This window comes from Aeromonas sp. sia0103, assembly GCF_963895295.1.
Taxonomy (GTDB): domain Bacteria; phylum Pseudomonadota; class Gammaproteobacteria; order Enterobacterales; family Aeromonadaceae; genus Aeromonas; species Aeromonas encheleia.
Window position 1 is genome coordinate 344,136 of sequence record NZ_CAWQKG010000022.1, and the last position, 14,536, is coordinate 358,671.

At 63.5% G+C, this 14,536-nt stretch carries 11 protein-coding genes; 7 read left to right on the forward strand and 4 right to left on the reverse strand.

Annotation, left to right across the window (positions count from 1 at the left end):
• Positions 1-89 precede the first annotated feature (89 nt).
• Entirely contained in the window at positions 90-851 is a 762-nt protein-coding gene (gene cysZ, locus AACW18_RS10020; protein ID WP_042654024.1) for a sulfate transporter CysZ, read from the reverse strand.
• Positions 852-1,012: 161 nt separating this feature from the next.
• On the opposite strand from cysZ, the gene AACW18_RS10025 reads away from it, so the two are divergent.
• From AACW18_RS10025 to ligA, 3 genes are all read left to right on the forward strand, one after another.
• On the forward strand, positions 1,013-4,384 hold the full coding sequence (locus AACW18_RS10025) for an AAA family ATPase (protein WP_218388546.1): 3,372 nt from the start codon (positions 1,013-1,015) through the stop codon (positions 4,382-4,384).
• A gap of 15 nt (positions 4,385-4,399) precedes the next feature.
• Positions 4,400-5,512, forward strand: coding sequence for a cell division protein ZipA (gene zipA, locus AACW18_RS10030; RefSeq protein ID WP_218388547.1), 1,113 nt, complete (start codon positions 4,400-4,402; stop codon positions 5,510-5,512).
• A 100-nt stretch (positions 5,513-5,612) separates the two neighbouring features.
• On the forward strand, positions 5,613-7,619 hold the full coding sequence (gene ligA / locus AACW18_RS10035) for an NAD-dependent DNA ligase LigA (RefSeq protein WP_218388548.1): 2,007 nt from the start codon (positions 5,613-5,615) through the stop codon (positions 7,617-7,619).
• Between the two features lie 60 nt (positions 7,620-7,679).
• Here ligA and AACW18_RS10040 read toward each other — a convergent pair whose 3' ends face one another.
• Positions 7,680-8,654, reverse strand: coding sequence for an ABC transporter substrate-binding protein (locus tag AACW18_RS10040; RefSeq protein WP_042654020.1), 975 nt, complete (start codon positions 8,652-8,654; stop codon positions 7,680-7,682).
• A 432-nt stretch (positions 8,655-9,086) separates the two neighbouring features.
• On the opposite strand from AACW18_RS10040, the gene nrdD reads away from it, so the two are divergent.
• The 4 genes from nrdD (at position 9,087) to AACW18_RS10060 (ending at position 12,672) form a co-directional block, all read left to right on the forward strand.
• Positions 9,087-11,204, forward strand: a complete 2,118-nt coding sequence (gene nrdD / locus AACW18_RS10045; RefSeq protein WP_218388549.1) for an anaerobic ribonucleoside-triphosphate reductase — start codon at positions 9,087-9,089, stop codon at positions 11,202-11,204.
• Between the two features lie 89 nt (positions 11,205-11,293).
• Entirely contained in the window at positions 11,294-11,815 is a 522-nt protein-coding gene (gene nrdG, locus AACW18_RS10050; RefSeq protein ID WP_218388550.1) for an anaerobic ribonucleoside-triphosphate reductase-activating protein, read from the forward strand.
• 123 nt (positions 11,816-11,938) lie between these two features.
• A complete protein-coding gene (locus AACW18_RS10055) occupies positions 11,939-12,109 on the forward strand; it encodes a YqaE/Pmp3 family membrane protein (protein WP_042654017.1) in 171 nt (56 codons plus the stop codon).
• Positions 12,110-12,276: 167 nt separating this feature from the next.
• Positions 12,277-12,672, forward strand: a complete 396-nt coding sequence (locus tag AACW18_RS10060; protein ID WP_218388551.1) for a TonB family protein — start codon at positions 12,277-12,279, stop codon at positions 12,670-12,672.
• A 43-nt stretch (positions 12,673-12,715) separates the two neighbouring features.
• On the opposite strand, the gene AACW18_RS10065 is transcribed toward AACW18_RS10060, so the two are convergent.
• Together AACW18_RS10065 and AACW18_RS10070 are read right to left on the reverse strand one after the other, a co-directional pair.
• A complete protein-coding gene (locus AACW18_RS10065) occupies positions 12,716-13,075 on the reverse strand; it encodes an MliC family protein (protein ID WP_042654015.1) in 360 nt (119 codons plus the stop codon).
• 104 nt (positions 13,076-13,179) lie between these two features.
• Positions 13,180-14,052 carry a beta-1,6-N-acetylglucosaminyltransferase gene (locus tag AACW18_RS10070; protein ID WP_218289888.1) on the reverse strand — a complete coding sequence of 291 codons (873 nt, stop codon included), beginning with the start codon at positions 14,050-14,052 and terminating at the stop codon, positions 13,180-13,182.
• Between the last annotated feature and the right edge of the window lie 484 nt (positions 14,053-14,536).

Genomic DNA, 14,536 nt, shown 5'->3' on the forward strand with positions numbered 1-14,536 from the left:
CTGGCACGACAAGAACTCTCACATTTGCATTAGAATAAGTAATGAAAAGGGGGCCTATGCCCCCGTTTTTAGTTATGGCAGACCGCTGCTTAGCGGCGGAGCTGTTCGTTGCGGTATTGATCCACCCACATGGCGGTGGCGCCGCAGATGGCGACCGGCATCACGAACAGGTTGACCACCGGAATGGCGGAGAAGAGGGTGACCAGGGCGCCGAAGCTCAGGCACTTGCCGCGGCGTTGCTTGAGGGCATCGCGCATGGTGATGAAGTCGATCTTGTGGTTGTCGAATGGATAATCCACGTACTGGATCGCCATCATCCAGGCGCTGAACAGGAACCAGAGCACGGGCGCCAGGGTCTGCCCCACCACCGGGATGAGGAACAGGATGAGGCAGCCGATGGCCTTGGGCAGGTAGTACTTCAGCTTGGTCCACTCGCGGCCGAAGGTGCGCGGCACATCCTTGACCACATCCAGCATGCCGGTGTCGCTCACCGCCTCACCGGTCAGGATCTGCTCCACCTTCTCCGCCAGCAGGCCATTGAAGGGGGCGGCGATCCAGTTGGTCACCGAGCTGAAGATGAAGGAGAACACCACCAGTATGGTGACCAGGGCGATGGGCCACAGCAGGTAGTCGAGCCAGCCGAGCCAGGCCGGGATCTGCTGATGCAGCCAGCCGAACAGGCCGTCGAGCTGCAGCAACAGGGCATAGAAGGCGCCGGCAAACAGCACCACGTTGACCAGCAGGGGGATCAGCACGTAGGTGCGGATGCCGGGTTGGCGGATGAGCGAAAAGCCGCGCAGGAAGTAGTCTGCACCGCTGACTGAATCTTTGACCAGGGGGGATTGGCTCATCTGAGCTCCATCTGTTAACGGGAAACTGCCAGCATATTACAAACAAGCCCTTGATTTGGTAAAGTCGCTGACCATTCCTTTTCCGTCGCAGTTCAGCTGAGCGCCGGATATTGATGGGAACAGCCCGCCTTTTCGTTATTTCGTTACCCAGATAGGCCCTCATGCGTCTGAAATTGATCAAACTCGCCGGTTTCAAGTCGTTTGTCGAGCCGACCCGCATCGAACTGTCGGCCGACATGACGGCCGTGGTCGGGCCCAACGGCTGCGGCAAATCCAACGTGATCGACGCGGTGCGCTGGGTGCTGGGGGAGAGCTCGGCCCGCCATCTGCGCGGCGAGAACATGACGGACGTCATCTTCAACGGCTCCCTCAACCGCAGCCCCCATGGCCGCGCCTCGGTGGAGCTGGTGTTCGACAACCCCCACAATCGGGTGCCCGGCGAATTCGGCCGCTTCAGCGAGATCTCGGTGCGCCGGGAGGTGCTGCGTGACGGCACCAATCACTACCAGATCAATGGCCAGAAGTGTCGCCGCAAGGATGTGACGGATCTCTTCCTCGGCACCGGCCTCGGCCCCCGCAGTTACGCCATCATAGAGCAGGGCACCGTCAGCCGGCTGGTGGAGTCGCGTCCGGCGGATCTCAAGCTGTTCATGGAGGAGGCGGCGGGGGTCTCCCGCTACAAGGAGCGGCGCCGGGAGACGGAGCAACGCATCCGCCACACCCAGGAGAACCTGGAGCGGCTCGGCGACATTCGCGGCGAGCTGGGTTCCCGCCTCGATCACCTCAAGGCCCAGGCCGAGACCGCCGAACGCTACAAGCAACTCAAGGGCCGTTCGCGCGCCGCCCGGGCCGAACTCATCGGCTCCGAGCTGTGGGCGCTGGAGACCCGGCTCGGCGAGGCCAAGGCCGAACTGAGCCAGGCCGAGCAGGCGCTGGCGGCGCTGGACGCCAAGCGAACCCAGGACGAGGGGCGTCACGTCAGCCTGTCGGTGGCCCGCCAGGAGGCCCAGGCCGAGCAGGCCAGCCGGCAACAGCAGCTCTTCCTCGGGGGTCAGGCCATCGCCCGCCTCGAGCAGCAGCAGCTTCACCAGACCGAACTCGGCCGTGATTGGCAGGTCAGGCGCCAGGCCCTCGGCGAGCGGATAGATGGCATCAAGACGCAGCTGGCGAGTCAGCAGGAGCAACTGACCGACGGCACGCTCAGGGGGGAGCTGGAGTCGGCGCGGCTGGAGCAGTGTGAGCAGTTGCTCACCGACCAGCAGGCGCAGCGCCTGGCCGCCAGCGAGCAGCTGGAGCAGGCCCGGCTGCGCCAGCAAGAGTGGCAGCAGCAGCTCGGCCAGGCACAGGGCAGGCTCAATCAGACCCGAGCCCAGGTCAATGGCCTGCAGGAGCTGCAGGCCAAGACCCGACTGGCGCGGCTCAAGCTGGAAGACGAACAGGCCGGACCGCTTGGGGAGAGTGACGATCTGCAGCCCAGGCTGGATGCCCTGGCGGCCGAGCTGGAGCTCGCCCGGGCGCGGCACGCCGAGCTGGATGAACAGTGGGAGGCCGCGGTGGTCGGCCACGAGGCACTCAAGGCGCAACGGGGCCAGCAGGGCGGCCTGGTGCGCGAACTGGAGGCCCGCCTCACCACTCTTAATCAGATGCTGGGGGAGCAGATGCAGGGGGCTACCCTGGCCGATCGGCTGCAGGTGGCGCCCGAATGGGCCCAGGCACTGGACAAGGTGCTGGGTCGCTGGCTCACCGCCCAGCCGGCGGATGAGTGCAACCTGGAGCAAAGTGGGCTCTGGATAGGCCCGGCCCATCCGGCGGTGCCCGGCACCCTGGCGGCTCAGCTGGCGGGGGAGCATATCCCCGCCTTCCTCAACGCCATCTGGCTGGTGGAGAGCCGGGAGGCGGCCCTGGCCCGTCAGGCCGGGCTCGCGGCCGGTGAGTCGCTGCTGACCCCGGCGGGGGACTGGTTCGGTCCGAACTGGGCCGATCTCGGTCAGGGGGGGGCGCTCGGTACCCTGGCCCTGCTCGGTGAACGTGAGCGGTTACACACCGAGCTGGCGGCGAGCCAGCAGGCGTTGGTCCAGCTGGATGCCCAGCTGGGTGCGGCCGATGCGAAGCGGGCCCAGCTGCATGCTGCCTTCGAGCTGGCTCAGCGCACCCTGCGCGAGCGGGAGCTGCAGTGGCAGCAACTGCGGGAAGCCTGGAGCCTGCAACAGGGTCAGCGTCAGGCGCGGTTGCAGCGGCTCGGCCTGCTCGGTGAGGAGCTGCTGCGGCTGGACAGGGAGCAGGCCGACGAGGCGCAGCGGCTGGAGAGGGCCCTGCTGCAGCTCGAGCTGGATGAGGCGCGGCTGATGGAGTTGCAGGAGCAGGGCGAGCCCTTGGCCGAGGCCCTGCTGCTTGCCCAGGAGCGGGTCAGCCAGGCCGAGCGGGCGCTGGAGGAGGCGCGCGCGCGCCGGGAGCAGCAGCAGGCCCACTGTCAGCGCTGGCAGCTGGAGCAGCAAAACCTGAGCCAGCTCATCGCCCTGCGTGAGCAGGAGCTGGCACGGCTAGGGCTGGAGCTGGCGGAACTCAAGGCGCCGGGGGACACGCCAGGTCAGGATCTGTCGCCCCTGCTGACCGAGCAGCGCAACCTCGAGGCGCAACAGTTGGCCTGTCATCAGCGCCTGGCGGAGCTGGAGCGGCAGCTGACCGAGCTGGAGCAGGCGCGCAGTGCCGATCACAAGCAGTTGGTGACCCTGCAGGAGAAGCTCGCCCAGCTCAGATTGGAGCGGGAGCGCAACCTGACTCGGCGCCAGGGGCTGCATGAGCAGTTCGAGGAGCTGGGGGTGCGGCTGGTGGATCTCGATCAGGCGGTGCTGATCGCCGCCGATCGCGGCAAGCTGCGCCAGGAGATCCAGACCCTAGAGACCCAGGTGGAGGCGCTGGGGGCCATCAACCTGGCGGCGCTGGAGGAGTACGAGGCGGCGAAAACCCGCTCAAGCTACCTCGAAAACCAGTGCCAGGATCTGGAGCAAGCGCTGGAAACTCTGAGCCAAGCCATTAAAAGAATTGATAAAGAAACACAAATACGCTTCCGTGACACTTTCGATAAGGTCAACGAAGATTTAAAATCCCTGTTTCCGAAGGTGTTCGGGGGGGGCAGTGCCTGGCTTGAATTGACCTCGGATGATCTTTTGGAGGCCGGAGTGAGCATCATGGCAAGACCTCCGGGCAAGAAGAATGCTACCATTGCCCTGCTTTCCGGGGGGGAGAAGGCGCTAACCGCCCTTGCGTTGGTTTTTGCCATCTTCAGACTCAACCCAGCACCCTTTTGTTTGCTGGATGAGGTGGATGCGCCGCTCGATGAAGTGAACGTCGGTCGCTTCTGTTCTCTTGTCAAAGAGATGTCGAGCACAGTACAGTTCGTTTACATCAGTCATAATAAGGTCTCCATGGAGATGGCTGAGCAACTGATAGGCGTCACTATGCAAGAGCCCGGGGTTTCTCGCATTGTGTCGGTCGATATCGGTGAAGCCGTCGCTTTGGCTGAGCAAAACTAGAAAGAGAAGCAGCTAATGCAGGAATTGCGTTACATCTTGGTTGCCCTGGGCGGTATTGCCATCGCGGCATTGCTCATTCACGGGTTGTGGAGCAACAGAAAAAACCGTCAGGCACCGATCAAAGAGAAACCTCTGGGCCGGATGGATTCCAAATCACGGGAACGTGACAACGATACGTTCGACAGCGATGGCATCGGCCAGGTGCGTGTGGTCAGTGGCGGGCGTCGTGCCGAGCCCAAGCTGCACAACGATGAGGCGCGCCAGCCTGAAGTCAGCCGCCGTGCTGCCGTCCCCGCCTTCGATGACGAAGATGAGGATGACGAGCTGCCACCGCCCGTGCGCAAGCCTGCCGCTCGCCCGGTGGCCCCCGCGCCCGTCTATGAAGACGACGAGGACGAGTATGAAGAGCCGCTCGCCGAGACCATGGAGGAAGCCCCTGCTGCCCCGGTGCGCAAGCCTGCCCAGGTGATCCGTCGTACCCCGGTGCACCGCTCCCGTCCCCAGCGCGAGCCCATGCTGCAGCCGCTGGACGAAGAGCCGCTGGTGGAGCCGGCCTACGCCACTGCGCCGACCTTCGGTGCCCGCGAGCCAGCCCCCGAACACAAACCCCGTTATGTTGCGCCTGAGCCAGCCTACGAAGAGCCGGTCTATGATGACGAGCCCCTCATGGCCGACCCTGTGCAGGAGCTGCCGCCGGTCGAGAAGATCTGGCAGGATGTCTATGTCATCAACCTGATGGCCCGCCCCGGTCACGATCTGCAGGGGGCGACGCTGCTCTCTTCCCTGCTGACGCTGGGCTTCAAGTTTGGCGAGATGGATATCTTCCACCGTCACGAGGATCTGGGTGGCAAGGGTGAAGTGCTGTTCTCCATGATCAACATGGTCAAGCCGGGCACCTTCAACCCCTACCGCATGGAGCAGTTCAGCACCCCGGGTGTCTCCCTGTTCATGCAGTTGCCCCTGCGCAGCAACGCGGCCTTCGCCTTCGAGCACATGCTGCAGGCGGCGGATCAGTTGGCAAGCGACCTCGACGCCATGCTGACCGACGCCTCGCGCAGCCCCCTGAGCGACGACGACATCGCCCGTTACCGTCACGAGCTGGCGGCCTACGAGGCCAGTCGCGACTAAGGCGCCTGCGGGTCAATGACATCAAAAATGCGGTACCTGGGTGCCGCATTTTTGTTTGTGCGATTAACTTACTATTCCAACCACAGTCCGAGACTTCTCCATGAGCGAAATCCTCTCCCGCCACCGTCAACTGTGTGAGCTGCTGATCGAATATGGTCATCAGTACTATGTGCTGGACAATCCCACCGTGCCTGACGCCGAATACGATCGGCTGATGCGCGAATTGATTGCGCTGGAGGCCGAGCATCCCGAGTTGAAAACCCCGGCCTCACCCAGCGTGCGGGTCGGCGGCCAGCCGTTGTCTGCCTTCCGGCAGGTGCGCCACGAGATCCCCATGCTGAGTCTGGACAACGTGTTCAGCAGCGAGGAGCTGCAGGCCTTCGAGCAGCGCATGAGGGATAGGCTCAAGCGCGAGCTGAGTTTCAGCTTCTGCTGCGAGCCCAAGCTGGATGGCCTGGCGGTCAGCCTGCTCTACGTGGAGGGCCAGCTGGTGCAGGCTGCGACCCGGGGGGATGGCGCCACCGGTGAGGAGATCACCGACAACGTGCGCACCATCAAGGCCATCCCCCTCACCCTGCGAGGCACCGGCTGGCCCGCCCGGCTGGAGGTGCGCGGCGAGGTATTCATGCCCAAGGCCGGTTTCGCGGCGATGAACGAGAAGGCGCTGGCCGCCGGCGAGAAGGTGTTCGTCAACCCGCGCAACGCCGCGGCAGGCAGCTTGCGCCAGCTCGATTCCCGCATCACCGCCAGCCGTCCCCTGAGCTTCTATGCCTACGGGGTCGGGGTGGGCGGTGAGCTGCTGGGGGATTCCCACTTCGGGCGGCTGTGCCAGCTCAAGGAGTGGGGCCTGCCCATGAGCGCCGAGGTGAAGCTCAAGGAGGGCGCCGCCGGCTGTCAGGCGTTCCATGACGACATCCTGGCCCGCCGTGGCGAGCTGCCCTACGAGATCGACGGCGTGGTCTACAAGGTCGACAGCATACCGCTACAGCTGGAGCTGGGCTTCGTGGCGCGCGCCCCGCGCTGGGCCACGGCGCACAAGTTCCCGGCGGAGGAGGAGATGACCCTGCTGGAGAACGTCGAGTTCCAGGTCGGCCGCACCGGCGCCGTGACCCCGGTCGCCAAGCTCAAACCCGTGTTTGTCGGCGGCGTCACCGTCTCCAACGCCACCCTGCACAATGCCGACGAGATCGAGCGGCTCGGCGTCATGATCGGCGATACCGTGATCGTGCGCCGGGCGGGGGACGTGATCCCGCAGATAGTGGCGGTGGTGGCGGCCCAGCGCCCCACGGATGCCCGCGCCATCCTGTTCCCCACCCAGTGCCCTGTCTGTGGCTCGGCGGTGGAGCGGCTGGAGGGGGAGGTGGTGACCCGCTGCTCCGGCGGCCTGTTCTGCGAGGCGCAGCGCAAGGAGGCGATCAAGCACTTCGCCGCCCGTCGCGCCATGGACGTGGATGGCCTGGGGGACAAGATAGTGGAGCAGCTGGTGGACAAGGGGCTGGTGAAGACCCCGGCCGACCTGTTCAGCCTGACCGCCATCCAGCTCGCCGGGCTGGAGCGGATGGGACCGAAATCCGCGCTCAACCTGGTGGCGGCCATCGATGCGGCGCGCAGCACCACCTTGCCGCGCTTCCTGTTTGCGCTCGGCATTCGTGAGGTGGGGGAGGCGACCGCGCTCAATCTTGCGAACCACTTCCTGACCCTGGATGCCCTGCGCGCCGCCTCGGTGGAGCAGCTGCTGACGGTGGCGGACGTGGGGGAGGTGGTGGCCAAGCATGTCTACTACTTCCTGCGCCAGCCGCACAACATCGAGGTACTCGACGCCCTGCTGGCGGCCGGCATCCACTGGCCGGCCATCGAGAAGAAGGCCGCCGCCGAGCAACCCTTCGCCGGCAAGACCTTCGTGCTGACCGGCACCCTGACCACCCTGTCACGCAACGATGCCAAGGCGGCCTTGCAGGCGCTGGGGGCCAAGGTGGCGGGCTCGGTCTCCGCCAAGACCGACGTGCTGGTGGCCGGCGAAGCCGCAGGCTCCAAGCTCGCCAAGGCGCAGGAGCTCGGCATCACCGTCTGGACCGAAGAGGAGTTGCAGGCGGCGATCCAGCCTTGAGTCGAGGTGAATCACCGAACAACAAACCCGGCCATCAGGCCGGGTTTGTTGTTACTGGGCTCACTCCAGCCATTGGGCCTTCTCCTGCCACTTGGGTGGCACCCTGAGTTGCCAGCGCGCCAGCTCCTCCCGGCTGAACACGTATTCACCGCGCAGGGCCGCGCGCGGGGAGAGGGATTCGGGGGTGGTACCCGCCAGGATGGCGTTGACCAGCTCGGCGGCCTTCTCCCCCTGGGCATGGCCGTTGAGCACCAGGCCGCCGATGGCCCCGCCCTTGCCGACCGAGAACTCCCAGAAGGAGAACAGCGGCACCGGGCTATGCTGGCTGGTCCATGTCAGCACCTGTTTCTCGCTCACATGGACTCCCCGTTCATCGGTCAGGGTGTGGTAGAGGCCGATGAAGAGCGCCTCATAGCCGTTCTGTCGGCTGGCGAGCACCACCTCCTGCCAGCGCCGGTAGTCGTCGATCTGCTGGCTGTTGACCCTGGTCTGGCCGACCCGCTGCTCGTTGGGGGTCGTGAACTCATCCTCGATGGCGGTGCGCGACACCTCGCTCGCATCGAACAGCACCAGCGCCTTGCCCAGCCCCCCCATCAGCTGGCTCATCTCGCTGATGTTACGCTTGAGCAGGGGGCGTTCCAGCACCCCGGTGATCTGGGGGTGACCGACCAGCCCCTTGTGGCGGGGATTCTCGTTCATGCCGAGGAACACCACTGGGGTGCCCTGGGCCGCGATCGGCCGGGCGAGGGCGTTGATGGCATTGTCGTCGCCGAGCACCACCAGATCCGGCTTGAGTTGCCGGTAGGCGCTCATCGCCCTGGCGGTGCTCTGCTCCACCTCCTGGCGGGGTTGGCGCTTGCTGTCCAGATAGAAGTGACTGAGGTGATGGGCGCCCTTGAGGTGCTCCTGCAGGCTGGTGTTGTAGCTCTGATCCCACAGGTTGGCGGGGTGATAGCTGCTGATCACCAATATCTCGGCGGCCCGGAGGGGGAGAGGGAGAAGGGCTAGCAGTAGCAACACCTTGGTCACGTTCATTTCCCGTTGGCAGGACACAGCACCCAGTATGTGCACTTTGCCACTGGTATGCCTTCGTCAATTGTTGTCGGATGGCTACGCCATCCCCATAGGGGGGGTGATCGGACGCCAGCCCGCCCCCCGTCTGGGATGGCTTTAATGAGGCTCCTTTGGTGCTGGTTGTGAACTGCCCCACTCCTCTCAAAACCTGATGTGGATCAAGAAATGAGGCCGCGCTTTGGTGCCTAATAGACACCACATATAGGGATGCATTCATTAAAAACACCTATATGTTGTGTTGTTAAGCTGTGTACAAGCTGTTCTCTTCTCATCGTCAGCCCTGGCTTGTCAAGCCTCGGCTGCATTTATTTGCGCCCAGGACGAGGCGCGGGGAAGGGTACCAAACAAGGTAAGCCGAAGGCGATAGCCTGGCCTTTAAAACGGGGAAAACGCATGAAACCGGTTGTGATCAAACGTGATGGATGTCGCGCACCATTCGATGCCAAGCTGATTGCCGAGGCGGTGAGCCGGGCGGCGGCCGCGGTCAGCCAGGCCAATCCGTCGCTGGGCGAGCGGGTTGCCAGCGCCGTCAGCCTGGAGCTGGAAGGGCGGGGCGAGGTCGACATTCACGAGATCCAGAACCGGGTCGAGAACCATCTGATGGCCTCCGACGACAAGGCGATCGCCCGTGCCTACATCGAGTATCGCCACGACAGGGATCTGGCACGCGAGGCCCGTGGTCGGCTGGCCCAGGAGATCCGCGGCCTGGTGGAGCAGACCAACGCGGCCCTGCTCAACGAGAACGCCAACAAGGATTCCAAGGTAATACCGACCCAGCGGGATCTGCTGGCCGGCATCGTCGCCAAGCACTACGCCACCAGCCACATGCTGCCCCGCGAGGTGGTGCAGGCCCATGAGCGCGGCGATCTGCACTTCCACGATCTCGACTACTCCCCCTTCTTCCCCATGTTCAACTGCATGCTGATCGATCTGCAGGGCATGCTGACCCACGGCTTCAAGATGGGCAACGCGGAGATCGACACTCCCAAGTCCATCAGCACCGCCACCGCCGTGACCGCCCAGATCATCGCCCAGGTGGCGAGTCACATCTATGGCGGCACCACCATCAACCGCATCGACGAGGTGCTGGCGCCCTATGTGACCATCAGCTGGCAGAAACACCGGGAGGTGGCTGAGGAGTGGGGGATAGCCGATGTGGACGCCTACGCCATGGCCCGCACCGAGAAGGAGTGTCACGACGCCTTCCAGTCGCTGGAGTACGAGGTCAACACCCTGCACACCGCCAACGGCCAGACGCCCTTCGTCACCTTCGGCTTCGGCCTCGGCGACAGCTGGGAATCCCGCCTCATCCAGCGCGCCATCCTCGGCAACCGCATCGCGGGCCTTGGCAAGAACAGGAAGACGGCGGTGTTCCCGAAGCTGGTGTTCGCCATCAAGGATGGCCTCAACCACAAGCCGGGGGATCCCAACTACGACATCAAGCGGCTGGCGCTCGAATGTGCCTCCAAGCGGATGTACCCGGACATCCTCAACCATGATCAGGTGGTCAAGGTGACCGGCTCCTTCAAGACCCCCATGGGCTGCCGCTCCTTCCTCGGCGCCTACGAGGAGAATGGCGAGCTGGTCCACGAGGGACGCAACAACATCGGGGTGGTGAGCCTCAACCTGCCGCGCATCGCCCTGAAGTCTCGCGATGAAGCGGACTTTTGGGGCAAGCTGGATGCGGCGCTGCGGGTCGCCAAGCAGGCGCTGATGTATCGCATCGAGCGACTCGACGGCGTCAAGGCGCGGGTCGCGCCCATCCTCTACATGGAGGGGGCCTGCGGCGTGCGGCTCAAGGCCGACGACAACGTCAGCGAGATCTTCAAGCACGGCCGCGCCTCCATCTCGCTCGGTTACATAGGGGTGCACGAGACCATCAACGCCCTGTTCGGCACCGACACCCATCTGTTTGACAGCGAGGCGCTGCGCCAGAAGGCCATCGCCATCATAGCGCGGCTCAAGGCGGCGACCGACGAGTGGAAAGAGGAGACCGGCTACGGATTCAGCCTCTACTCCACCCCGAGCGAGAACCTCTGCACCCGCTTCTGCCGCATCGACGCCAAGGAGTTTGGCGTGGTGGCCGGGGTGACCGACAAGGGTTACTACACCAACAGCTTCCACCTCGATGTGGAGAAGCAGGTCAACCCCTACGACAAGCTGGACTTCGAGGCGGCCTATCCGCCCATCGCCAGCGGCGGCTTCATCTGCTACGGCGAGTACCCCAACATCCAGCACAACCTGGAAGCGCTGGAGAACGTCTGGGACTACAGCTATGACAGGGTGCCCTATTACGGCACCAACACCCCCATCGACGAGTGCTACGACTGCGGCTTCACCGGCGAGTTCGAGTGTACCTCCAAGGGCTTCACCTGCCCGCGCTGCGGCAACCATGATCCCGCCAAGGTGTCGGTGACCCGCCGGGTGTGCGGCTACCTCGGCAGCCCCGATGCGCGCCCCTTCAACGCGGGCAAGCAGGAAGAGGTCAAGCGCCGCGTCAAGCACATGTAAGACGAACGGCTGAGCGACGAGATGGCTCCTGATGAGGGAGCCATTTTTATTGGCGGATCTGGCGCCCGTGCAGGGGCCGAGGAGAGAGGATGCATTACCACCAGTACTACCCGGTCGATGTGATCAACGGCCCCGGCACCCGCGCCACCCTGTTCGTGGCGGGCTGCGAGCACCAGTGCCCCGGTTGCTACAACCAGGCCACCTGGCGGCTCGATGGGGGCACGCCGTTCGACCAGGCCATGAGCGATCGCATCATCAATGATCTCAACGACAGCCGCATCAAGCGCCGTGGCCTGTCGCTCTCCGGCGGCGATCCGCTGCATCCGGCCAACGTGCCCTCTGTGCTGGCGCTGGTGAAGCGGGTGCGGGCCGAGTGCCCGGGCAAGGACATCTGGTGCTGGACCGGCTATCTGCTCGGCGAGCTGTCGGCAGCCCAGCGTGAGCTGGTGGCCCTGCTGGATGTGCTGGTCGACGGCAAGTTCGTGCGGGAGCTGGCGGATCCCGGCCTGCTCTGGCGTGGCAGCAGCAACCAGCAGATCCACGATCTCAACGCCTGGCGGGAGAGTATGGAAGAACGGATCCCCTGCGTGACGCTGACCGCAGCCAGCTGAACCCTGGCTCAACGCCAGGGAAGAAACGAGGGAAAGGATCCCCGTCGGGTTTGCAGTTGCAGGCAAGGCTGTTTATGGTTAGCCCATCCGAATCACGCGACATCTTTCATGAGGAACCATGAGATGAACAATCTGCTCAAGATCCTGCTGGCCATCTTCCTGCCCCCGGTCTGTGCCTTTATCCAGGTGGGTTTCAGCCTGCATTTCTTTCTCAACATAGTGTTGACCCTGCTCGGCGGCCTGCCCGGCATGGTGCACGCACTCTGGCTGGTGGTCAGCGACAAGCGAGCCTGACACCACAGGCTCACGGATGAGCAAGCTGGGTGATAACGGGTCAACCGTTCGGGATTGGTCTGGTTGGCGGTGTTCAAACGGATACTTTTTCGTTAGGATGGGCGACTGACCGACAGGGGTGGTTCATGACGGCCTCTGAGCCCAGCAGAGAGAACAAGGAGCCTTGCATGAAATGGAAAGTCGCAGTCTGGTCAGGACTGGTGTTGGCGTTGTTGCAGGGGTGCTCATCCCGACCTGAGGCGGCACTCGATCGCGCACCTATAGTGATCCCGCTCGAGCAGTTGTCCCATTACTGGATCCAGGAGAACCAGCGTTCATTCTTCGGTGATGATGAACCGGTACGGCGGCCTGCCAAGCCGGTCAAGGGCTATGTGGAGGTGCGCTATCTGATCGACTCCAATGGCATGCCGACCAAGCCGGAAGTGGTGGCGGCAGAGCCACCCGGTGAACTGGAGCAGAGTGCGCTGGCGACTCTGTCCCGGATCCGCTACAGCCCGGCAGAGGGCAATCCGGATGCTCACCCGGTACAGGTGGTCAACCGCTTCGAAATCGAGATCAACTGATCTCTGGGTGATAAAACAGACCCCGGCCTGGCCGGGGTCTGTTTTATTGTTGCTTGCAGTCGTTGTAGAGGCTCTGCCACTCGCCATCCTTGTCGCGCATCTCCACGAAGCCCTCCTTCCCCTTGTTCCACCAGACCACCTCATGATCATCGGTATAGCGGGCACCGGAGGCGGAGACCGCCTGTGGCAGGGTGTAGTCCTTGCCGTTGGGCAGGGACAGCTTGATGAAGTTCAGGCTCTCGTCCGAGAGCGAGAAGTAGCGCACCTGCACCTTCTGGTTCTGTTCACACAGATAGCTGACCGGATCGCCGCCGGTCACCCCCAGGCCGCCGGCACCGCGCTCGCAGCCGCCGAGCAGGGTCAGGGCACCCAGGCTCAGCAGGAATAGGTTGATCTGTTTCATGTTGTAGCTCCCCTTGGTGTCATATGGACTTGAGCCTAACAGCTTGAGCCAGCGTCGCAATCTCGAAGAGTGCTGACCGCGTCGGTATGTGTCCGGATGGATAGTCAGGCCGGCACTGGCTGGCGGATAGCCGGTGTGGCGAGGGGACACATCATGGCGCGCTCCAGAATATCCAGGATGTCGCTGTCGATGGTCTCATCAAACTTGCGGGCGAACAGGTGATCGCTTTGCTGCAGGGCATCTGCGTCATGCACCGTGTAGTCGCGCGGGCGCAGCTTGATGTCGCCCATGGGGATCCAGTCGATGGCTCGCTTGTCATCGTTGACTATCTGGCCCTGATAGCTGGTGTTCATGATCACCGTCTGGAAGAAGCCCTCGTCGGCGATCAGGGTGTGGCGGTAGAAATCCTTGAAACGATCGACCTCAGGGCTGTGGCTGACGAACTCGCAGAAGGCCCGGCTCAGGATCATCCACTGATTGCCAATGTAGGGGGTCACCCCCTCCAGGTAGGGGCGGGTCTTCACCGGCTCGCACACCAATTCCCGGGCGGTCTCGGTCACATAGTGATCGATGCGGTGCAGGGTGTCCGGTCGGTGCTGGCGCTGATCCGCGACCTTGAGAAAATCCTTGCCCTTGTGATCGCGCAGGAAGTCGTGAATGTCGTGCTGGGAGCGCAGCGGGAAGTCCTGGGCGCTCAGATTGATGAAGAACTCCCACTCCTTGTTCTGCTCCAGCAGCGCCGCTATGCCGCGCAGCTCCGCATCCACCAGGCTGTAGCCGCCCCAGAGTGCATTCTTGCTGGGTAGCATGGCGGCGTTGGGGTAATCGGCAAGGAAGTCGGCGATCTCCTGTTGCAACTCGGGACCCGAGCGCTTGTCCACGTGGATCAGGTAGTGGTTGCTGTCGTGGTAAATCGCCTTGAACAGGCGCTTGAACTGGTCGGGATAGCGATGAACCAGAATGAGGTAGGCAATCATGGCAGGTGTCCTGTGTTGGCGGCAGGGCTGCGCCAAACAGAAAGTGCCTCAGGCGGATGGCTTGAAGCTGGTTCCCGTCGGGATGGCCGCTGTCGCAGTAAAAAAGAGTGGATAGCAGATAACAACAGTGAGAACAGGCTGCGGCAGGGAGGGATGCGCCTTATGGCATCGGGTCAATACAGCGGGTCCGGCGACGTCGGGTTGAGGGTGAGGGGTGGGCAAGGGCTGCCCTGGCTGGCGACTCTTTTGCATGACAAGCCTGTCATCAGGTGCAGAGCGCAATCGGCCGGTGAGTGAGGCGCCACAGTAGCACGGTTCGGGCCAGGTTCGTCATATATCGCCGGTACCGCAGAAATACCATTCAATGGAGTCCACATATGGCCTCGACATCCCGCCCCGGCACCTCGCAGACGGAGCGCAGTCTCTCTTCCTCGGGTATATCACAAGCCGTTGCCGCTATGCCCGGCCAGCGAACAGGACGCAA